Here is a 19,549-nt window from a genome sequence, read left to right as displayed (position 1 = left end):
TTGTACAACCTCCAAAATCTTGTAGAGGTTTAAGTGTAGCGCAAAAGTGACAGGAATAAAGCCCGATTACGCAGTTCAGAACTGCTTATTCTCAGAAAAAACGCAAAAAAAGCCTGGTCAGCAGACCAGGCCTCTCGTGCGCGCGGGCAGATTACCAGAACGCCCCGCCACCGGCTTCAGACTGCGCCAGCCAGACCGGTTTGGCACTGGTTTTACACCAGATGCGATGCAGATAGCTGTAGAAGCGCGCTCTGTCCTGGCGGAACAGCATAACAGGCAGAGCCAGCACGCCGAGAAGAATCACCAGCGTGCGTCGTGCAATAATTTTGTAACGTGGATAAGCCTGATACATGGTTTCTCCTCCCGGCAATGATAAGTCTGTGAATGTGATCTGTGTCTTAATTTACGCCAGGTTGTGTAATTTTACTACTCATCTGACCACTTATTTACCGCCTTTTTTATTGTTCAAGAATCAGCCTGTAACTAAGTTACAAAATGGTTATTGTCTGGTTACGGTTGAGTTTAAAATTCTCACCCGCCAGGCACGCGGACGACGACCTGAAATCTTGATAAAGTAACGCTTCGGCCCTCACTTAAGGCAGGTAATGCGTGACCACGGTGTTAATCGTTGAAGATGAGAAAGAGATCCGTCGCTTTGTCCGGCTGGCGCTGGAAAATGAAGCGCTGAAAGTAGTGGATGCCGACACGCTGCAGCGCGGGCTGATCGAAGCGGCGACCCGCAAGCCCGACCTGGTGATCCTCGATCTTGGCCTGCCGGATGGGGATGGCACCGATTTTATTCGCGACCTGCGCCAGTGGAGCGCCATACCGGTCATCGTGCTGTCGGCGCGCAGCGATGAGCAGGATAAAATCGCCGCGCTGGATGCTGGCGCGGATGACTACCTGACCAAGCCCTTTGGTATTGGTGAACTGCTGGCGCGCGTCCGGGTCGCGCTGCGGCGTCACAGCCGCCCGCAGCCGGATGCCCGCATCCATTTTGCCGACGTCAGCGTCGACCTCGCGGCGCGGCGGGTGCAGCGCGGTGACAGCGAGATCCACCTCACTCCGATCGAGTTCCGTCTGCTGAGTATTCTGCTCAATAACGCCGGAAAGGTGCTGACACAGCGGCAGCTGCTGAGCCAGGTCTGGGGACCGAATGCAGTGGAGCACAGCCACTATCTGCGGATCTACATGGGGCATCTGCGGCAGAAGCTGGAAGCGAATCCGACCCAGCCCGCCCATCTGCTGACCGAAACCGGCATTGGCTATCGCTTTATGCCATAAAAAAAGGCGCCAGAGGCGCCTCGTTTTCTGCCCGACTTATCAGGCGTTTTTCAGCACTTCGCTGACGATCTCTACCGCTTCTTTCTCGATCTGCGCGCGATGCTCGGCGCCCAGGAAGCTTTCGCAGTAGATCTTGTAGGCGTCTTCGGTGCCTGACGGACGCGCTGCAAACCAGCCATTCTCCGTCATCACCTTCAGGCCACCGATCGACGCACCGTTACCCGGTGCTGCGGTCAGACGCGCAGTGATAGGATCGCCCGCCAGGGTATCCGCGCTCACCATCTCCGGTGACAGCTTCGACAGCGCGGCTTTCTGCGCGGAGGTGGCTGACGCCTGCAGACGGTTGTAGCTCGGTGCACCAAAGCGCGCGGCCAGCTCGTCATAGTGCTCCTGCGGATTCTTACCGGTCACGGCAGTGATTTCCGCCGCCAGCAGACACATGATGATGCCATCTTTGTCGGTTGACCACGGTGTGCCGTCGAAACGCAGGAATGAAGCACCTGCGCTCTCTTCGCCGCCGAAACCGAAGCTGCCGTCATACAGGCCATCAACAAACCACTTGAAGCCCACCGGAACTTCGACCAGCTTACGGCCGATGTCGTTGACCACGCGGTCAATCATGGCGCTGGACACCAGCGTTTTACCAACGGCAACGTCCTGGCCCCACTGCGGACGGTGCTGGAACAGGTAGTTGATCGCTACGGCCAGGTAGTGGTTTGGATTCATCAGACCCGCCGGGGTCACAATGCCGTGACGGTCATAATCGGGATCGTTACCGAACGCCAGATCGAATTTGTCACGGTACGCCAGCAGGCCAGCCATGGCGCTCTCGGAGGAGCAGTCCATACGCACAACGCCATCTTTATCCAGGTGCATAAAGCGGAAGGTCTGATCAACCGCGTCATTCACCAGCGTCAGATCCAGCTTGTAGTGCTCGGCGATACGCTGCCAGTAAGCAATACCGGAACCGCCCAGTGGATCAACACCCAGCTTCAGACCGGCTTTCTGAATTGCCGGGAAGTCGATGATCTCCGCCAGACCTTCAACATAAGGCTGGATCAGATCTTTCTCTACAACGTGACCGCTGGCCAGCGCCTGCTCCAGAGGCAGACGTTTCACCTCTTTCAGTCCCGCCTGCATCAGCTGATTCGCGCGATCTTCCACGACTTTCGTGACGTTGGTGTCAGCCGGGCCGCCATTCGGTGGATTGTACTTGATGCCGCCATCTTCCGGTGGGTTGTGCGACGGCGTAATCACAATACCGTCAGCCAGCGCGCCACCCGCTTTGTTATGCTCAAGAATCGCATTCGAGATCGCAGGGGTCGGCGTGTAGCCGTTGTCCTGCTGCACAATCACATCAACGCCGTTAGCCGCCAGCACTTCCAGCACCGACAGCATCGCCGGTTCGGACAGCGCATGGGTGTCTTTACCGACGTAGCAGGGTCCGGTGATGCCGTTCTTTTTGCGCTCTTCGGCAATGGCCTGGGCGATTGCCAGAATGTGCATCTCGTTGAAGCTCTGACGCCCTGCGCTGCCGCGATGGCCAGAGGTACCAAACTTCACCGCATGTTCCGGGTTCGCCACATCGGGCTTCAGGACATAATATTGTGACGTTAACTGTGCAACATTAATCAAATCGCTCTGCTGGGCGGGTTGCCCGGCACGTGGGTGATTGGCCATTGGCGCTGCTCCCTGACGCTTAAGTTTTAGATGGTGCCGCAAACTTTCTCGGTCAGTTCCGCAGGGAACTGCATCGAGAGCATGATGTGTTCGACCATGCTACATTTACGACCCGTGTTGGTATTGGTGATGACCCAGTACGGCGTGCCGGGCACATGCTTCGGCTTAGTATGGGTGCCATTCTGTAACAGCGTATGCTCGTCACCGGCAAAATAGACGCGGGTGCGGCCCTGCAGAGAGGCAGTGGCTTCAGCAAAGGCTGTGGTGTCGAGACGATAGAGCGTTGACAGGATAAGCATAAAACGATTTACCGCCCGCTTCTGCTCCGCATATTCATCGGACAGCAGCAGCTCACGCACCGCGCGAACACGATCCTGCGGGCGCGATCCTACAGACACAGGCTGAGACTCTTTCGCTGCATCTTTTGAAACGGGCTGCGCAGGCGACGCGGGCGCCGTCTGACCGGCGGTGAACTTCAGCATGCGGCGCAGAATGTCGGATGCGCTTTCACCAATATGTTGCGTGTGGCTGGCGATATAACGGTAGAGCTCTTCGTCAACTTCGATCGTTTTCATCTTATTCCGTACGGTTCTTTCTCATGACAGAACCACCTGTTGCCTGAAAAGCCCTGAGTATAGTCGGGCGATTCAAAGGATGTGTGGGTTCTAACATCAGGATTATAAAGTTAAATTCAGGCGGGTTGTTAGTAATCAAACGGTTTACGGGCAAAAGTCAGAATATGTCCTAATGCCGCCGGAACCGGCGCGCCTGAAAAGGTGAAACCATGATAACCTAAGCTCAGGTCTCAAACTTAAGAACTTTGCTATGATTTTGAACGCCCGTCTGCAAACTGAACAATCTCCTGCTGATTCCCTGCCCATCCTGCTTATTCATGGTCTGTTTGGCAGTCTGGATAACCTTGGCGTGCTGGCGCGCGGGCTGAAAGATGCTGGTCCGCTGCTGCAGGTCGATGTCCGTAACCACGGACTTTCCCCCCGTTCTGACGAGATGAACTACGCTGTAATGGCGCAGGATATGGTCGATACCCTGGATGCCCACGGCATCAACCGCGTTGCGGTGATCGGTCACTCGATGGGTGGCAAAATTGCCATGACGATGAGTGCACTGATACCGGACCGCATTGATCGGCTGGTGATGATTGACATCGCACCGGTGGACTATCAGACCCGCCGCCACGACGACATCTTTGCCGCTATCCGTGCCGTGACGGACGCGGGCGTGACACTGCGCAGCGAGGCGGCGCGCATTATGCGTACGCTGATCGACGAAGAGGGGGTCATCCAGTTTCTGCTGAAGTCGTTTCAGGAGGGCGAATGGCGCTTTAACGTGCCGGTGCTGTGGGACAACTACACGACGATTTCTGGCTGGCAGCCGGTGCCCGCCTGGCCGCATCCGGCGCTGTTTATTCGCGGCGGGGAGTCCAGCTATCTGGATAATTGTTACCGCGATGCCCTGCTTCAGCAGTTTCCGGCGGCGCAGGCGCACGTCATCGGTGGCGCAGGACACTGGGTCCATGCGGAAAAACCCGATGCCGTTTTGCGCGCAGTTCGTCGATTTTTTGCGCTTTAAAAGCAATCAGATGGCGGTAAAGGTTTAGGATTGGCGTCGGGCGTAAGCGTGAAGTATGATGTCGCGCTAAAATTTTGCCGCAGGTCAGTTTTGCTGCGGCAGCGGCCAATAATTTATAATCTGCGCGGTGAGTGTCTGACACCCGCACCCATTCAGTTTTACTAAGCCATGGCAAAAGAACAGACTGACCGCACGACGCTCGATCTCTTTGCTGATGAGCGCCGCCCGGGTCGACCCAAAACCAGTCCGCTTTCGCGTGATGAACAGCTGCGCATCAACAAGCGCAATCAACTGAAACGCGACAAAGGGCGCGGACTTCGGCGTGTCGAGCTGAAAATGAACAGTGAAGCCGTCGATGCACTCAATACGCTGGCCGAACAGCGCAATCTCAGCCGCAGCGAACTGATTGAACAGATGCTGCTGGCACAGCTCAAACTGGATTAACGCGGGCAAATCGCACGCAGGAGCAAATGTCGAGGCTTTAACCGTTCCGCGGGTTTGTCTCGTCTGCTATTATTCGCTGAATTGTGCTGCGGCACACATCTTATTATCAGGATTTAAGAGGTTATTTTACTCATGGCACTCGTAGGCATCTTCTTTGGCAGCGATACCGGCAATACCGAAAACATTGCAAAAATGATCCAGAAGCAGCTGGGTAAAGACGTTGCAGAAGTGCATGACATCGCAAAAAGCACAAAAGAAGATCTGGAAGCGTTTGATATCCTGCTGCTGGGTATTCCGACCTGGTATTACGGTGAAGCGCAGTGCGACTGGGATGACTTCTTCCCGACGCTGGAAGAGATCGACTTCAACGGCAAACTGGTGGCGCTGTTCGGCTGCGGCGACCAGGAAGATTACGCAGAGTACTTCTGTGACGCGATGGGCACCATCCGCGACATCATCGAACCCCACGGTGCGGTCATCGTCGGCCACTGGCCGACCGAAGGCTACCATTTTGAAGCCTCAAAAGGTCTGGCAGATGACAAGCACTTTTTGGGCCTGGCGATCGACGAAGACCGCCAGCCTGAACTGACCAGCCAGCGTGTTGAGCAGTGGGTTAAGCAGATTTTCGATGAGCTGCAGCTGAAAGAGATTCTGGAAGCCTGATCCTGCATGCCTCAATGTGAGCGCCAGCTCACATTGAGGCAATGGAAATTCCTATAGAAATAATAGCCACATTTTTTTAACTTTCTCCGTTTAATCTGTAGAATACCCGCATCGATCTTCCGCGTATTTTCTCAGGCGGTAAGACGAAGTGATGGTCAAACAGACTCTGCCAGAATCCTCCCCGGCCCGGTGACGTATCCCCTCTCGCCCATGATGATTCAGGCACGCCCTCTGGTTTTCATTTCATCGCTTCAGCTCTATAATGAGACGCAAATGAGAATAAGCGCAGATCGACATTCAAGGCGACAAGCCACAAAAGTGATATTAGTAACAGGACAAAATCCGCATGACTGACAACAACACCGCATTAAAGAAGGCTGGCCTGAAAGTGACGCTGCCCAGACTGAAAATTCTGGAAGTGCTTCAGGAACCTGAGTGCCATCACGTCAGTGCGGAAGATTTGTACAAACGCCTGATCGACATTGGCGAAGAGATTGGCCTGGCTACCGTTTACCGTGTTCTGAATCAGTTCGATGACGCGGGCATTGTCACACGCCATAACTTTGAAGGCGGCAAATCTGTCTTCGAACTGACTCAGCAGCATCACCACGATCACCTGATCTGCCTGGATTGCGGCAAGGTTATTGAGTTCAGCGATGAGTCGATCGAAACGCGTCAGCGCGAAATCGCGACCCGTCATGGCATCAAGCTGACCAACCACAGTCTCTATCTTTATGGCCACTGCACGGTGGGCGACTGCCGGGAAAACGAAACGCTGCACGACCAGTAATTCTGGCGCGGCTGGATACAAAAAAACCGGTGAATGCACCGGTTTTTTTTCGTCCGTACTGCCGCCGGGTCAGGCGACCAGCGTCTCCTGCAGATAACGCCAGCGCGGGATAGTACTGCTGCAATCCAGAATCGCCAGGGAGATGCGGCTCTGATTATTGCCATTCATCATCTGCATTTCGCGATACTGCACCGTGATCTCTTTTTCATGGTGCGACAGGATCACATGTTCACAGGTGGCGATGCGCATCCCCTCCCGCTGCCCCTGCAACTGCCGGAAAAGATCCTCAACGTCATTGAGGTTGTACTCTTTACCCTTCGGCGTCACCATGCGAAATTCGGGATGGAAATAGGACATCAGCAACTCAAAACTGTCATCAGAGCCTGCTGCCTGATTAAAAATACGTTCAATGAGCTGATGTAAAACGACGACACTGTGTTTGGCTTCCTGGGCGAGAGCGTTCATTTTTTTTCCTTCTGTAACCCGCTTTGCGACCGTTGAGAGCGCATAGCCTACCTGAAAGCGGCTAATTCACACTCTGAAATTGATTAATTTTTTTAAACTCAGATTACTCTCACAGGGGGCGCAGGGGGAGTTGCAGTTAGTGCAGAATAAACGTCGGTGATGATGAAAATCGGGGCCATAAAAAAGGGCGATAAATCGCCCTTTTGCCATTTTATGGGGTCAGCCCGAAAATGTTTTACTCGCCGGTTTTTGCCCAGGTATCGCGCAGGCCCACGGTGCGGTTAAACACCAGCTGCGACGGCTTCGAGTAAACACTGTCGGCGCAGAAATAGCCTTCGCGTTCGAACTGGAACGGCTCGCCCGGTTGCGCATCGCGCAGGCCCGGCTCGACAAAGCCATTTTTGATGCTCAGCGATTCAGGATTGATGACCGCCAGGAAGTCCTCGGCCGCGCCCGGGTTTGGCACACTGAACAGACGGTCATACAGGCGGAACTCAGCAGGCTGCGCATGGTCGGCAGAAACCCAGTGAATCACCCCTTTGACCTTACGGCCATCGGCCGGATCTTTGCTCAGCGTATCGACGTCGCTGGTGCAGTAGATGCAGGTGATGTTACCCGCTTCATCTTTGGCGACGCGCTCGGCACGAATCACATAGGCGTTGCGCAGGCGCACCTCTTTGCCCAGCACCAGGCGTTTATACTGCTTGTTCGCCTCTTCGCGGAAATCAGCCCGATCGATCCAGATTTCGCGGCTGAACGGCACGTCACGCGTGCCCATCTCCGGCTTACCCGGATGATTCGGCATGGTGATAATTTCGTTATGACCCGCCGGCAGATTCTCAATGACGATTTTAAGCGGATCCAGCACGGCCATGGCGCGTGGCGCATTCTCGTTGAGATCGTCACGGATGCACGATTCCAGCGACGCCATCTCCACGATGTTGTCCTGCTTAGTGACGCCAATGCGACGGCAGAACTCACGGATAGAGGCGGCGGTATAACCACGACGACGCAGGCCCGACACGGTCAGCATACGCGGGTCATCCCAGCCTTCGACATGCTTTTCTGTCACCAGCTGGGTGAGTTTGCGTTTCGACATCACCGCATACTCCAGGTTCAGGCGCGAGAACTCATACTGACGCGGATGCACCGGAATGGTGATGTTATCCAGTACCCAGTCGTAGAGACGGCGGTTGTCCTGGAACTCCAGCGTACAGAGCGAGTGCGTAATGCCTTCCAGCGCATCGGAGATGCAGTGGGTAAAGTCATACATCGGGTAGATGCACCACTTGTTGCCCGTCTGATGATGTTCCGCGAACTTGATACGGTAGATCACCGGATCGCGCATTACGATGAAGTTCGAGGCCATATCGATTTTAGCGCGCAGGCAGGCGGTGCCTTCGGCGAACTCACCGTTGCGCATCTTCTCAAACAGCGCCAGGTTCTCTTCCACGCTGCGATCGCGATAGGGGCTGTTTTTACCCGGCTCTTTCAGGGTACCGCGATATTCACGGATCTGATCCGGACTCAGTTCATCGACGTAGGCCAGCCCTTTGGAAATCAGCTCAACGGCGTAGTGATAGAGCTGATCAAAATAGTCTGATGAGTAACGGACTTCACCGCTCCACTCAAAACCCAGCCACTGGACGTCACGCTTGATAGATTCAACGAACTCGATATCCTCTTTAACCGGATTGGTATCGTCGAAACGCAGGTTGCATTGACCCTGATAATCCTGGGCGATGCCAAAATTCAGACAGATCGATTTCGCATGACCAATATGCAGATAGCCATTGGGCTCTGGCGGAAAACGGGTATGCACGCTGCTGTGCTTACCGCTCGCCAAATCTTCGTCGATGATCTGACGAATAAAGTTAGTTGGGCGGGCTTCAGCCTCACTCATCTCAAAAATCCTCAATACGAATAACGGGTGATTTGTACCACGAAGTAACGGAGTATGATCCACAAAGCGTCTGAGGGAAACAACCGTTTGTTAAGCCTTTAAAACAAAAAAGGCAGGAATCGCTTCCTGCCTGTGGGGTTCTGTTGCGGGGATTAGCCTTTCACTTCGTATAGCGGGGTTTCGCCCGCGATGACCTGTCCCTGGGCCAGCAGCGTCAGACCGGCGAAATCATCGCTGTTGCTGACCACGACCGGACTCACCATTGAACGCGCGTTGGCATTAAGGAAATCAAGGTCCATCTCCAGCACAGGCTGACCTGCGACTACGCTGGCCCCCTCTTCCACCAGACGCGTAAAGCCTTTGCCGTCGAGCGCAACGGTATCCAGCCCCATGTGCACTACAATCTCCACGCCGTTGTCCGTCTCCAGACAGAAGGCGTGATTGGTGTTGAAGATTTTCACTACGGTGCCCGCAATCGGTGCCACGACCCGCTTGCCGCTGGGTTTGATCGCCAGACCGTCGCCTACGGCTTTGCTGGCAAAGGCTTCATCCGGCACCGCCTCCAGCGCCACGACCTCACCGGAGACCGGTGCCAGCAGGGTCGCAATGACCCGCTTCTCACTGTTCAGTACCGCCTGAGGCTTAACGTCCGGCTCTGCTGGCGCGCTGCCGGCCGCAGTCGCCGCAACCGGCCCCCTGGTCAGCACTTTTTTCATGGCGGATGCGATGCTTTCAGCCTGGGTGCCGACGATGATCTGCACGCTCTGTTTATTAAGGCGGATCACGCCGGAGGCACCGAGACGTTTCGCCACACCCTCATTTACCTGGGCGGAGTCATTCACGTTAAGGCGCAGACGGGTGATACAGGCGTCGATGCCGGTCAGGTTGGTCGAGCCCCCTACTGCACCGATGTAGCGACGCGCCAGAGATTCAGTCGCCGTCTCATCGTTTCCGGTTTTGTCCACGTTGACGTCATAACCATCACTTTCATCACCCGCTACAGCCAGCTCACGGCCCGGCGTCATCAGGTTGAATTTTTTGATGGTGAAGCGGAAGACCACATAGTAAATGGCGAAGAAGACCAGCCCCTGCGGGATCAGCATGTACCAGTGTGTAGCCAGCGGGTTACGGGTCGACAGCACCATATCCACCAGCCCGGCGCTGAAACCAAATCCGGCAATCCAGTGCATGCTGGCGGCGATGAAGACGGAGAGCCCGGTCAGCACCGCATGGATCAGATAGAGCACCGGTGCCACGAACATGAAGGAGAACTCCAGCGGTTCGGTAATACCGGTAAAGAAGGCAGCAAATGCCGCAGCCAGCATGATACTGCCCACTTTGACGCGGTTCTCAGGACGTGCGCAGTGGTAGATCGCCAGCGCGGCACCCGGCAGACCGAACATCATAATCGGGAAGAAGCCCGCCTGATAACGACCGGTAATCCCTACGGTAGCCGTGCCGTCCGCCAGTGACTGCGCGCCGCCGAGGAATTTCGGAATGTCGTTGATACCGGCGACGTCGAACCAGAACACGGAGTTCAGGGCGTGATGCAGACCCACCGGGATCAGCAGACGGTTGAAGAAGGCGTAGATACCGGCGCCGACAGAGCCAAGCTTCTGGATATGTTCACCGAAGCCGACCAGACCGTTAAAGATCACCGGCCAGATATACATCAGGATAAAGGCGACCAGAATCATCAGGAACGAGACCAGAATCGGCACCAGCCGGCGTCCGCTGAAGAAGGAGAGTGCTTTGGGCAGTTCGACATGGCTGAAGCGGTTATACACCTCAGCCGACAGAATCCCGACCAGGATACCGACAAACTGGTTGTTAATCTTGCCAAAGGCCACAGGCACCTGATCGACCGGCATCTTCTGTATCATCGCCACGGCGGCGGGTGAGCAGAGCGTGGTAACGACCAGGAAGCCGACAAAACCGGTCAGCGCGGCTGCACCATCTTTATCCTTTGACATACCGTAGGCGACACCAATCGCAAACAGCACTGACATGTTTTCGATAATAGCGGCACCTGACTTGATCAGCAGTGCGGCCAGCGCATTGCCCGCCCCCCAGCTGTCCGGGTCAATCCAGTAACCGACCCCCATCAGGATTGCTGCTGCTGGCAGGGTTGCCACCGGCACCATCAGTGCGCGCCCTACCTTCTGTAAGTAACCTAACATACCCCTTCCCCCTATGAACCTGACTTGTCGCTTTGCGCCGCTTAATGTTGTTATGTCAGCTGCAAAGATCGTTAATACACTTCATATCACGCAGCGAAGTGTAATGATAAATTAATTCGCCTCGCAAATTAAAACCCTGGTAAATGTGATTTTTATCACTAAAAAACATCGTATCACACGGCAACATCTGGCTATGTTCGCAAACTTATTTTATGATTCGAAATATTGAATTCTGCGCGAGCCGCCGCGAGAATAAGCCCCAGGTTCAGGCTGATGAATAACGCAGCGGCTTAGCACTCCCCTTTCTGTTTTCAATGAGGTGAAACATGAGACTGATTCCTTTAGCGACCCCGACTCAGGTAGGCAAGTGGGCGGCCCGACACATTGTTAACCGCATTAACGCGTTTAACCCGACGGCAGACAGGCCGTTTGTCCTGGGGCTGCCGACCGGCGGCACGCCCCTGGAGGCGTACAAGCACCTGATTGCTATGCACAAAGCGGGCCAGGTCAGTTTTAAATATGTTGTCACGTTCAATATGGATGAGTATGTCGGTCTGCCAAAAGAGCATCCTGAAAGCTATCACAGCTTCATGTATCGCAATTTCTTCGATCATGTTGATATTCAACCGGAAAATATCAATCTGCTGAATGGTAATGCACCCGATATTGACGCAGAATGTCGCCAGTACGAAGAGAAAATTCGCGCGCTGGGTAAAATACACCTGTTTATGGGCGGTGTCGGTAATGACGGCCATATCGCCTTTAACGAACCGGCTTCATCGCTGGCTTCCCGTACCCGCATTAAAACGCTGACCCATGACACCCGCGTGGCGAACTCTCGCTTCTTCAACGGCGACGTTGATCAGGTGCCTAAATATGCGCTGACGGTCGGCGTCGGCACCCTGCTGGATGCCGAAGAGGTCATGATTCTGGTGACCGGCCATGTGAAAGCGCAGGCCCTGCAGGCGGCGGTCGAGGGCAACGTCAACCACATGTGGACCATCAGCTGTCTGCAACTGCACGCAAAATCGGTGGTGGTGTGCGATGAACCCGCCACTATGGAACTGAAAGTGAAAACCGTGAAATATTTCCGCGAAATGGAAGCGGAAAATATGAAAGGCGTGTAACAGAACAGTGACCTGCTGTTACGCTGAGTGACAGCAGGCCTGGACGGGAGAAGAGAGATGTACGCATTAGTAAACGGCCGAATCTACAGCGGCTACGAGGTTCTGGATAATCACGCGGTCGTGATTGCTGACGGACGTATTGCGCGCGTCTGCCCGCGTGAGGCGATCCCGGCCACCATTGAGCAGCGGGATATGGCGGGCGCGCTGATTGCGCCTGGCTTTATTGACCTCCAGCTCAACGGCTGCGGCGGCGTGCAGTTCAATGACAGCCTTGAGGCGCTCAGCGTGGAAACGCTGGAAACGATGCAGCGCGCGAATGAGAAGTCGGGCTGCACCAGTTTTTTACCCACGCTCATCACCAGCAGTGACGCCCTGATGAAGCGGGCGATTGAGACCATGCGGGCCTACCTGCAGAAACATCAGCATCAGGCGCTGGGCCTGCATCTGGAAGGTCCCTGGCTGAGCAAGGCGAAAAAAGGCACCCACGATCCGGCGCTGATTCGCCTGCCCGATACAGAGATGGTGGAGTATCTCTGCGCCAATGCGGACGTCATTACTAAAGTAACCCTGGCTCCCGAGAATGCCGGCAGCGACGTGATTCGTCAGCTGACCAACGCCGGGATCATCGTCTCAGCCGGTCACTCTAATGCGACCTATGAAGAGGCGAAAGCGGGTTTTTCTGCGGGGATCCGGTTCGCCACGCATCTCTACAATGCGATGCCCGCCTTTGCCGGACGTGAACCGGGCCTTATCGGTGCGCTGTTTGATGCGCCTGATGTATACTGCGGCATCATTGCAGATGGTTTACATGTACATTACGCTAACGTGCGCAATGCAAAACGGATTAAAGGTGACAAACTGGTGCTGGTAACCGATGCCACCGCACCGGCAGGCGCCGCCATCAGCGAGTTTATTTTTGCAGGCAAAACAATCTACTATCGTGACGGGCTCTGTGTTGATGAAAATGGCACATTGAGCGGTTCTGCCCTGACGATGATTGAAGCGGTACAGAACAGCGTTGAGCATGTGGGTATCGCACTGGATGAAGCGTTACGCATGGCAACACTCTACCCGGCACGGGCGATGGGCGTGGAAAGGCAGTTAGGCTCGATCGAAGCAGGAAAAATCGCGAACCTGACTGTGTTTACCCGCGACTTTAAAATCATTAAGACGTTTGTCAACGGAGACGACGTCCTGAGCGAGTAAGCACTGAATGACCACTGGCGGCCAGTCACAAATAGGAAATGTCGATCTTGTTAAGCAACTTAATAGCGCAGCGGTTTATCGGCTGATTGACCAGCAGGGGCCGATATCGCGCATTCAGATTGCCGAACTCAGCCAGCTCGCGCCCGCCAGCGTCACCAAAATTACCCGCCAGTTGATCGAGCGCGGCCTGATAAAAGAGGTAGACCAGCAGGCGTCTACCGGCGGTCGCCGCGCCATCTCCATCATCACTGAAACCCGCAACTTCCACACCATCGGCGTCCGGCTCGGACGCCACGACGCCACCCTGACCCTGTTCGATCTCAGCGGCAAATCGCTGGCGCAGGAAGATTATGCGCTGCCGGAACGCACGCAGGAGACGCTGGAACATGCGCTGTTCAACGCCATCGCCAGCTTTACTGAACAGCACCAGCGGAAAATCCGCGAACTCATCGCAATTTCGGTGATCCTGCCGGGGCTGGTCGATCCGGTGAATGGCGTGATCCGCTATATGCCCCATATTTCTGTCAGCCACTGGCCGCTGGTTGCCAGCCTGCAGAAGCGGTTTAACGTCACCAGTTTTGTCGGTCACGATATCCGCAGCCTGGCGCTGGCCGAGCACTACTTCGGTGCAAGCCGCGACTGTGCGGATTCGATTCTGGTGCGCTTACACCGCGGCACCGGCGCAGGCATTATCGCCAATGGTCATATTTTTCTCGGCAGCAACGGTAACGTGGGCGAAATCGGTCATATTCAGGTCGATCCGCTTGGCGAGCGCTGTCACTGTGGCAACTTTGGCTGTCTTGAAACGATTGCGGCCAATGGTGCCATTGAGAACCGGGTACGGCATCTGCTCAATCAGGGCTACCCCAGCGTGCTAACGCTGGAGGCGTGTCAGATGGCCCACATCTGCAAAGCGGCTAATCAGGGTGACGCGCTGGCCTGCGAAGTGGTTGAGCACGTTGGCCGCTATCTGGGTAAAGCGATTGCGATCGCCATCAACCTGTTTAATCCGCAAAAAGTGGTGCTGGCGGGCGAGATCACCGAGGCGGAGAAAGTACTGCTGCCCGCCATTGAGGGCTGCATCAATACGCAGGCCCTGGCGGCGTTCCGTAAGAATCTGCCGGTTGTGCGCTCCACCCTGGATCATCGCTCGGCGATTGGCGCGTTTGCGCTGGCAAAACGTGCCATGCTTAACGGCATTCTGCTGCAACATCTTCTGGAAGACTAAGCTATCCCGCTGCTATGGCGGGCCACATCGGATCTGACTATGACCATTAAAAGCGTAATTTGTGATATTGATGGCGTGCTGATGCACGACAACACGGCCGTTCCCGGCGCACAGGAGTTTTTACAGCGTATTCTGGCCAAAGAGATGCCGCTGGTGGTGCTGACGAACTATCCCTCGCAAACCGAGCAGGATTTAGCTAACCGCTTTGCCTCGGCGGGCGTCGAGGTGCCGGAATCCGTTTTCTACACCTCCGCCATGGCCACTGCCGACTTCCTGCGCCGTCAGGAGGGCAAAAAGGCGTATGTGATTGGTGAGGGCGCGCTGATTCATGAACTCTATAAAGCCGGTTTTACCATTACCGATGTCAATCCCGATTTTGTGATTGTCGGCGAAACGCGCTCGTTCAACTGGGACATGATGCATAAAGCCGCTTTCTTTGTGGCCAGCGGCGCGCGCTTTATCGCCACCAATCCAGACACCCACGCGCGCGGGTTTATCCCCGCCTGTGGCGCACTCTGTGCCGGTATTGAGAAGATATCGGGTCGCAGCCCGTTTGTGGTCGGCAAGCCCAGTCCCTACATCATGCGCGCCGCCCTGAACAAAATGCAGGCCCACTCTGAAGAGACGGTGATCGTCGGGGACAATCTGCGCACCGATATTCTGGCCGGATTCCAGGCGGGTCTGGAGACGGTGCTGGTGCTGTCGGGTGTTTCAACGCTCAGCGATATTGATGCCATGCCATTCCGACCGGACTGGATCTACCCTTCCGTGGCGGATATTGACCTGTTCTGATTGCGTTTGCTTATGACGCATCCGGCTGTACTGTGATGCGTCTCCCTTTTTTATCCTTTCCTCACCGGCTTTGCCGCCTGTTTTTTGCGCAAAAAAGTCAATCCATTGCCGATCCAACAATAAAAAAACGTTTTAATTATCGTTTATTCAATTTTATTGCCATGTGAGCAATATTTTTATCAGTAAATCACGATTCCTCTTGCATTGATCACACCAAATAGCGCATTTTCTTATGTATCACGCAGCGTCAGGCTGCCGGACAAACAGTAAAAGATAACATCGCCGTAAGGTGAGATCAGGAGTCAGTTATGTGTTCAATCTTTGGTGTGCTGGATCTGAAAAGCGATCCTGTTGAGCTGCGCAAGAAAGCGCTGGAATGTTCACGCTTAATGCGTCATCGCGGCCCGGACTGGTCAGGTGTCTACGCCGATGACCATGCAATTCTGGCGCATGAACGCCTCTCAATTGTTGACGTTAACAACGGCGCACAGCCGCTCTATAATGCCGACCACACCCACGTACTGGCGGTCAACGGTGAGATCTACAACCATCAGGCGCTGCGCGCTGAACTCAGCGATCGCTACGCGTTCCAGACCGGTTCTGACTGTGAAGTGATCCTGGCGCTTTATCAGGAAAAGGGGGTCGATTTCCTCGACGAACTGGAGGGTATGTTCGCCTTTATCCTCTATGACAGCGTGAAACAGACCTATCTGATCGGTCGCGATCATATCGGTATCATCCCGCTCTATATGGGCAACGATGAGCACGGCAACCTCTATGTCGCGTCAGAAATGAAAGCGCTGGTGCCGGTCTGCCGTTCAATCAAAGAGTTCCCGCCGGGAAGCTATCTCTCCAGCACCGATGGCGAAATCCGTCGTTACTGGCAGCGTGACTGGATGGAATACAAAAACGTTGAGCACAACACCACCGACGCCGCCGGTCTGAAACATGCGCTGGAAGAGTCAGTGAAAAGCCACCTGATGTCCGATGTGCCTTACGGCGTCCTGCTGTCGGGCGGTCTGGACTCCTCTATCATCTCCGCCGTGACTAAGCGTTTCGCCGCTAAGCGCGTGGAAGATCAGGATAAAAGTGATGCGTGGTGGCCTCAGCTGCACTCCTTCGCGGTCGGACTGGAAGGTTCACCCGATCTGAAGGCGGCAAAATCCGTAGCGGAGCATCTGGGCACCGTTCACCATGAGATCCATTTCACCGTTCAGGAAGGTCTGGATGCGATCCGCGATGTGATCTACCACATCGAGACCTATGACGTTACCACCATCCGGGCATCGACGCCGATGTACCTGATGTCGCGTAAAATCAAGGCGATGGGCATCAAGATGGTGCTGTCGGGCGAAGGCGCAGACGAAGTGTTTGGTGGCTATCTCTACTTCCATAAAGCCCCCAACGCCAGAGAGTTCCACGAAGAAAACGTGCGCAAACTGCAGGCGCTGCATATGTTTGACTGCGCCCGTGCCAACAAGGCGATGTCCGCCTGGGGCGTCGAAGCGCGAGTGCCGTTCCTGGACAAAAAATTCCTGGATGTGGCGATGCGTATCAACCCGGCCGACAAGATGTGTGGCAGCAACGGCAAAATGGAGAAGCACATCCTGCGTGAATGTTTCTCCTCTTACCTGCCAGAGAGCGTGGCGTGGCGTCAGAAAGAGCAGTTCTCGGACGGTGTGGGCTACAGCTGGATCGACTCACTGAAAGAGGTGGCCGCGAAGCAAATCAGCGACCAGCAGCTGGCAACCGCCCATTTCCGCTTCCCGTTCAACACGCCGGGTTCAAAAGAAGCGTATCTCTATCGTGAGATCTTCGAAGAGCTGTTCCCGTTAGCCAGCGCAGCAGAGTGTGTGCCAGGCGGTCCATCCGTGGCCTGCTCGTCTGCCAAAGCGATTGAATGGGATGAAGCATTTAAAAACATGGATGACCCATCAGGCCGTGCGGTCGGTGTGCATCAATCCGCCTATAAATAAGGCAACAGAAAAGCGTCAGAATGGGCCCGCTGCGGCCCATTTTTTTGACGATCGGCGTTGTATTCACTGAAAAATTGCCGAATAAACACCCAGGCTGGTTATAAGCCAGTCAAACAGCGATTATCTGGCAAAAATCGGTAAAAAAATTGTTGACGCTGTCAGGTCAACTCCGCATAATGCGCCCCGCAACGCCGATGAAGGTAACGCGAAAAAAAAGATGGCTACGTAGCTCAGCTGGTTAGAGCACAGCACTCATAATGCTGGGGTCACAGGTTCGATTCCCGTCGTAGCCACCATCTTTTTTTTGCGGGAGTGGCGAAATTGGTAGACGCACCAGATTTAGGTTCTGGCGCCGCAAGGTGTGCGAGTTCAAGTCTCGCCTCCCGCACCATTTCATTATTCGGCAGCGTGGATGGGATATCGCCAAGCGGTAAGGCACCGGTTTTTGATACCGGCATTCCCTGGTTCGAATCCAGGTATCCCAGCCAATTTTGATGATTCTCGATGCTGAGAACGGACGAATGGGATATCGCCAAGCGGTAAGGCACCGGTTTTTGATACCGGCATTCCCTGGTTCGAATCCAGGTATCCCAGCCATCATTGAAATGCAGTACAATTTGGCTACGTAGCTCAGCTGGTTAGAGCACAGCACTCATAATGCTGGGGTCACAGGTTCGATTCCCGTCGTAGCCACCATATAATTGGGGTGTCGCCAAGCGGTAAGGCACTGGTTTCTGATACCAGCATTCCGGGGTTCGAATCCCTGCACCCCAGCCATACAAAGACAATTTGATTAACACCTATTGGGGTGTCGCCAAGCGGTAAGGCACTGGTTTCTGATACCAGCATTCCGGGGTTCGAATCCCTGCACCCCAGCCAAATTGCACAACATAGCCCGCTTTTGCGGGCTTTGTTGTTTTTGTGCTTTGCTTATCCTGATACCTGATTCAGGCCCGCCCTGCGGCGAGCCTGAGAGCACGACTACAATCCCAGCGCGTAACGCAATACCTGCCGCTTCAGCACGCCGGAGTGTTCTGCCGCGATCAGCCCGAGGTTACGCGCAAACCGCAGCGGTGCGAGCTGGTTACTGAAGGCGAAGTAGAAGAGATCCATTCCCCCCTGCATCAGCATGTTGTCTTTACGCCGCTGGCGATGATAACGCTGCAGTACCCGTTCGGAGGCCCAATCCTCCGCCGCTCCACGCGCGCTGACCAGCACATCAATCAGAGCATCCACATCGCGATAGCCCAGATTCACGCCCTGCCCGGCCAGCGGGTTGATGGTATGGGCGGCATCACCGACCAGCGCCAGCCCCGGCAGAACATACTGCGAAGCATGACGCCGCACCAGCGGGAAGCCGCCGGCCGCGTGCGCTTTGAAGCGTCCCAGCCGCGCCGGGAAGTGACTGGCAACCTCTTTTTCCAGCTGGGCCAGCGGCATCGCCTGTAACTGGCGGACTCTGGCGGGCGCGTCATACCAGACCAGCGAGGCCCGGTTGCCATACAGGGGCAAAAAGGCGCGCGGCCCCTGAGGCGTGAAGTGCTGCCAGGTGGCGTCGCCCGCCGGGTGTTCGCAGGTGACGCTGATCAGTAAACAGGACTGCGCATAGCTCCAGCCGTGAATACCGATGCCGGCCATCTGACGCACCTGCGAGTTCGCCCCATCGGCCCCCACCACCAGCCGGGTATGCAGAACCACGTTGTCGCTGAGATCCACCCGCCAGCCGCCATTTTCGGGCTGCAGGTTCTCCAGCGTGGTCGGGCAGTAGCAGGTCACGCCCAGCGACTGCATCTCCTCCCACAGCGCCCGCTGCAGCACGCTGTTCTCGACCATAAAGCCCAGCTCCGGCAGCCCCAGCGAGGCCGCATCAAAGCTCACCTGCGCCGTCTGCCACTCCCAGGTTTCCAGTTTACGATAGGGCGCACTGCGCATCGCCTCAACCCGTGACCAGACGTTGAGCTGCTTCAGTAGCCCCACCGACGCGGACCCAATCGCCGAAATCCGCAGATCGGGATCGCTGTCGGCATCGAAAGGCGCGGGTTCGGCACGTTCGATTACCGCCACGCGAAAATGGTGCTGTGTCAGTCCACAGGCCAGCGCGGCACCGACCATGCCACCGCCGACAATCACTACATCAAACTGATTATCCTGCATTGCTAATGTCCCTCTCGTAAGCCCGACTGCCAGCGCAACACGGGTCTGAATAAGGCAAAGTGTACCG

17 protein-coding genes and 7 tRNA genes are annotated in these 19,549 nt (G+C 55.3%); 17 read left to right on the top strand and 7 right to left on the bottom strand.

Going from position 1 to position 19,549, the window contains the following annotated elements; translation table 11 throughout:
• Nucleotides 1-151 precede the first annotated feature (151 nt).
• On the bottom strand, nt 152-352 hold the full coding sequence (locus tag ACNY69_RS01525; protein ID WP_111141023.1) for a YbfA family protein: 201 nt from the start codon (nt 350-352) through the stop codon (nt 152-154).
• Nucleotides 353-609: 257 nt separating this feature from the next.
• Between ACNY69_RS01525 and kdpE the strand changes: the two genes are divergently transcribed.
• Entirely contained in the window at nt 610-1,284 is a 675-nt protein-coding gene (kdpE, locus tag ACNY69_RS01520; protein WP_111141024.1) for a two-component system response regulator KdpE, read from the top strand.
• Nucleotides 1,285-1,323: 39 nt separating this feature from the next.
• Here the strand turns inward: kdpE and pgm are convergent, their stop codons facing one another.
• A complete protein-coding gene (gene pgm, locus ACNY69_RS01515) occupies nt 1,324-2,964 on the bottom strand; it encodes a phosphoglucomutase (alpha-D-glucose-1,6-bisphosphate-dependent) (protein ID WP_111141025.1) in 1,641 nt (546 codons plus the stop codon).
• A gap of 26 nt (nt 2,965-2,990) precedes the next feature.
• On the bottom strand, nt 2,991-3,539 hold the full coding sequence (gene seqA / locus ACNY69_RS01510; protein ID WP_111141026.1) for a replication initiation negative regulator SeqA: 549 nt from the start codon (nt 3,537-3,539) through the stop codon (nt 2,991-2,993).
• Nucleotides 3,540-3,789: 250 nt separating this feature from the next.
• Between seqA and ybfF the strand changes: the two genes are divergently transcribed.
• From ybfF to fur, 4 genes are all read left to right on the top strand, one after another.
• Nucleotides 3,790-4,554 (top strand): esterase, encoded by a 765-nt coding sequence (gene ybfF, locus ACNY69_RS01505; RefSeq protein ID WP_111141027.1) that lies wholly within the window; start codon nt 3,790-3,792, stop codon nt 4,552-4,554.
• A 168-nt stretch (nt 4,555-4,722) separates the two neighbouring features.
• A complete protein-coding gene (gene ybfE / locus ACNY69_RS01500) occupies nt 4,723-4,998 on the top strand; it encodes a LexA regulated protein (protein ID WP_003852811.1) in 276 nt (91 codons plus the stop codon).
• A gap of 132 nt (nt 4,999-5,130) precedes the next feature.
• A complete protein-coding gene (fldA, locus tag ACNY69_RS01495) occupies nt 5,131-5,661 on the top strand; it encodes a flavodoxin FldA (protein ID WP_111141029.1) in 531 nt (176 codons plus the stop codon).
• A 346-nt stretch (nt 5,662-6,007) separates the two neighbouring features.
• Complete coding sequence (fur, locus tag ACNY69_RS01490; RefSeq protein ID WP_111141031.1) at nt 6,008-6,451, top strand: ferric iron uptake transcriptional regulator; 444 nt, start codon at nt 6,008-6,010, stop codon at nt 6,449-6,451.
• 69 nt (nt 6,452-6,520) lie between these two features.
• Here fur and ACNY69_RS01485 read toward each other — a convergent pair whose 3' ends face one another.
• From ACNY69_RS01485 to nagE, 3 genes are all read right to left on the bottom strand, one after another.
• Complete coding sequence (locus tag ACNY69_RS01485; protein ID WP_111141033.1) at nt 6,521-6,916, bottom strand: hypothetical protein; 396 nt, start codon at nt 6,914-6,916, stop codon at nt 6,521-6,523.
• Between the two features lie 235 nt (nt 6,917-7,151).
• On the bottom strand, nt 7,152-8,819 hold the full coding sequence (gene glnS, locus ACNY69_RS01480) for a glutamine--tRNA ligase (RefSeq protein WP_111141035.1): 1,668 nt from the start codon (nt 8,817-8,819) through the stop codon (nt 7,152-7,154).
• Nucleotides 8,820-8,971: 152 nt separating this feature from the next.
• On the bottom strand, nt 8,972-10,999 hold the full coding sequence (nagE, locus tag ACNY69_RS01475; protein ID WP_418797181.1) for an N-acetylglucosamine-specific PTS transporter subunit IIBC: 2,028 nt from the start codon (nt 10,997-10,999) through the stop codon (nt 8,972-8,974).
• Nucleotides 11,000-11,325: 326 nt separating this feature from the next.
• On the opposite strand from nagE, the gene nagB reads away from it, so the two are divergent.
• From nagB to ACNY69_RS01415, 12 genes are all read left to right on the top strand, one after another.
• On the top strand, nt 11,326-12,126 hold the full coding sequence (gene nagB, locus ACNY69_RS01470; protein WP_418797180.1) for a glucosamine-6-phosphate deaminase: 801 nt from the start codon (nt 11,326-11,328) through the stop codon (nt 12,124-12,126).
• Between the two features lie 57 nt (nt 12,127-12,183).
• The gene (gene nagA, locus ACNY69_RS01465) at nt 12,184-13,332 is read left to right on the top strand and encodes an N-acetylglucosamine-6-phosphate deacetylase (protein ID WP_367396161.1); all 1,149 of its coding nucleotides are present in this window, start codon (nt 12,184-12,186) and stop codon (nt 13,330-13,332) included.
• Nucleotides 13,333-13,339: 7 nt separating this feature from the next.
• Nucleotides 13,340-14,560 (top strand): DNA-binding transcriptional regulator NagC, encoded by a 1,221-nt coding sequence (gene nagC, locus ACNY69_RS01460; RefSeq protein ID WP_111141043.1) that lies wholly within the window; start codon nt 13,340-13,342, stop codon nt 14,558-14,560.
• Between the two features lie 39 nt (nt 14,561-14,599).
• On the top strand, nt 14,600-15,352 hold the full coding sequence (locus ACNY69_RS01455; RefSeq protein WP_111141045.1) for an HAD-IIA family hydrolase: 753 nt from the start codon (nt 14,600-14,602) through the stop codon (nt 15,350-15,352).
• Nucleotides 15,353-15,660: 308 nt separating this feature from the next.
• On the top strand, nt 15,661-17,328 hold the full coding sequence (asnB, locus tag ACNY69_RS01450) for an asparagine synthase B (RefSeq protein WP_293773651.1): 1,668 nt from the start codon (nt 15,661-15,663) through the stop codon (nt 17,326-17,328).
• Between the two features lie 219 nt (nt 17,329-17,547).
• Nucleotides 17,548-17,624 (top strand) — tRNA-Met (locus ACNY69_RS01445).
• Between the two features lie 10 nt (nt 17,625-17,634).
• Nucleotides 17,635-17,719 (top strand) — tRNA-Leu (locus ACNY69_RS01440).
• 22 nt (nt 17,720-17,741) lie between these two features.
• Nucleotides 17,742-17,816, top strand: a tRNA-Gln gene (locus tag ACNY69_RS01435).
• A 34-nt stretch (nt 17,817-17,850) separates the two neighbouring features.
• A tRNA-Gln gene (locus ACNY69_RS01430) sits at nt 17,851-17,925 on the top strand.
• Between the two features lie 22 nt (nt 17,926-17,947).
• Nucleotides 17,948-18,024 (top strand) — tRNA-Met (locus ACNY69_RS01425).
• 6 nt (nt 18,025-18,030) lie between these two features.
• Nucleotides 18,031-18,105 (top strand) — tRNA-Gln (locus tag ACNY69_RS01420).
• A 27-nt stretch (nt 18,106-18,132) separates the two neighbouring features.
• Nucleotides 18,133-18,207: transfer RNA gene (locus ACNY69_RS01415), tRNA-Gln, on the top strand.
• A gap of 102 nt (nt 18,208-18,309) precedes the next feature.
• Here the strand turns inward: ACNY69_RS01415 and ubiF are convergent.
• On the bottom strand, nt 18,310-19,482 hold the full coding sequence (gene ubiF / locus ACNY69_RS01410) for a 3-demethoxyubiquinol 3-hydroxylase (protein WP_418797178.1): 1,173 nt from the start codon (nt 19,480-19,482) through the stop codon (nt 18,310-18,312).
• Between the last annotated feature and the right edge of the window lie 67 nt (nt 19,483-19,549).

It is taken from the genome of Pantoea graminicola (assembly GCF_048452665.1).
Classification (GTDB): Bacteria; Pseudomonadota; Gammaproteobacteria; order Enterobacterales; family Enterobacteriaceae; genus Pantoea.
The sequence above is the reverse complement of the archived record's forward strand: the minus strand, read 5'-3'. Positions and strand labels throughout refer to the sequence as shown.

Bases quoted from the DNA above. Each gene is read 5' to 3' on its own strand.
- ACNY69_RS01525 (WP_111141023.1), bottom strand. From the start codon at position 352: ATGTATCAGGCTTATCCACGTTACAAAATTATTGCACGACGCACGCTG.
- pgm (WP_111141025.1), bottom strand. From the start codon at position 2,964: ATGGCCAATCACCCACGTGCCGGGCAACCCGCCCAGCAGAGCGATTTG.
- seqA (WP_111141026.1), bottom strand. From the start codon at position 3,539: ATGAAAACGATCGAAGTTGACGAAGAGCTCTACCGTTATATCGCCAGC.
- ybfF (WP_111141027.1), top strand. From the start codon at position 3,790: ATGATTTTGAACGCCCGTCTGCAAACTGAACAATCTCCTGCTGATTCC.
- ybfE (WP_003852811.1), top strand. From the start codon at position 4,723: ATGGCAAAAGAACAGACTGACCGCACGACGCTCGATCTCTTTGCTGAT.
- fldA (WP_111141029.1), top strand. From the start codon at position 5,131: ATGGCACTCGTAGGCATCTTCTTTGGCAGCGATACCGGCAATACCGAA.
- fur (WP_111141031.1), top strand. From the start codon at position 6,008: ATGACTGACAACAACACCGCATTAAAGAAGGCTGGCCTGAAAGTGACG.
- ACNY69_RS01485 (WP_111141033.1), bottom strand. From the start codon at position 6,916: ATGAACGCTCTCGCCCAGGAAGCCAAACACAGTGTCGTCGTTTTACAT.
- glnS (WP_111141035.1), bottom strand. From the start codon at position 8,819: ATGAGTGAGGCTGAAGCCCGCCCAACTAACTTTATTCGTCAGATCATC.
- nagE (WP_418797181.1), bottom strand. From the start codon at position 10,999: ATGTTAGGTTACTTACAGAAGGTAGGGCGCGCACTGATGGTGCCGGTG.
- nagB (WP_418797180.1), top strand. From the start codon at position 11,326: ATGAGACTGATTCCTTTAGCGACCCCGACTCAGGTAGGCAAGTGGGCG.
- nagA (WP_367396161.1), top strand. From the start codon at position 12,184: ATGTACGCATTAGTAAACGGCCGAATCTACAGCGGCTACGAGGTTCTG.
- nagC (WP_111141043.1), top strand. From the start codon at position 13,340: ATGACCACTGGCGGCCAGTCACAAATAGGAAATGTCGATCTTGTTAAG.
- ACNY69_RS01455 (WP_111141045.1), top strand. From the start codon at position 14,600: ATGACCATTAAAAGCGTAATTTGTGATATTGATGGCGTGCTGATGCAC.
- asnB (WP_293773651.1), top strand. From the start codon at position 15,661: ATGTGTTCAATCTTTGGTGTGCTGGATCTGAAAAGCGATCCTGTTGAG.
- ubiF (WP_418797178.1), bottom strand. From the start codon at position 19,482: ATGCAGGATAATCAGTTTGATGTAGTGATTGTCGGCGGTGGCATGGTC.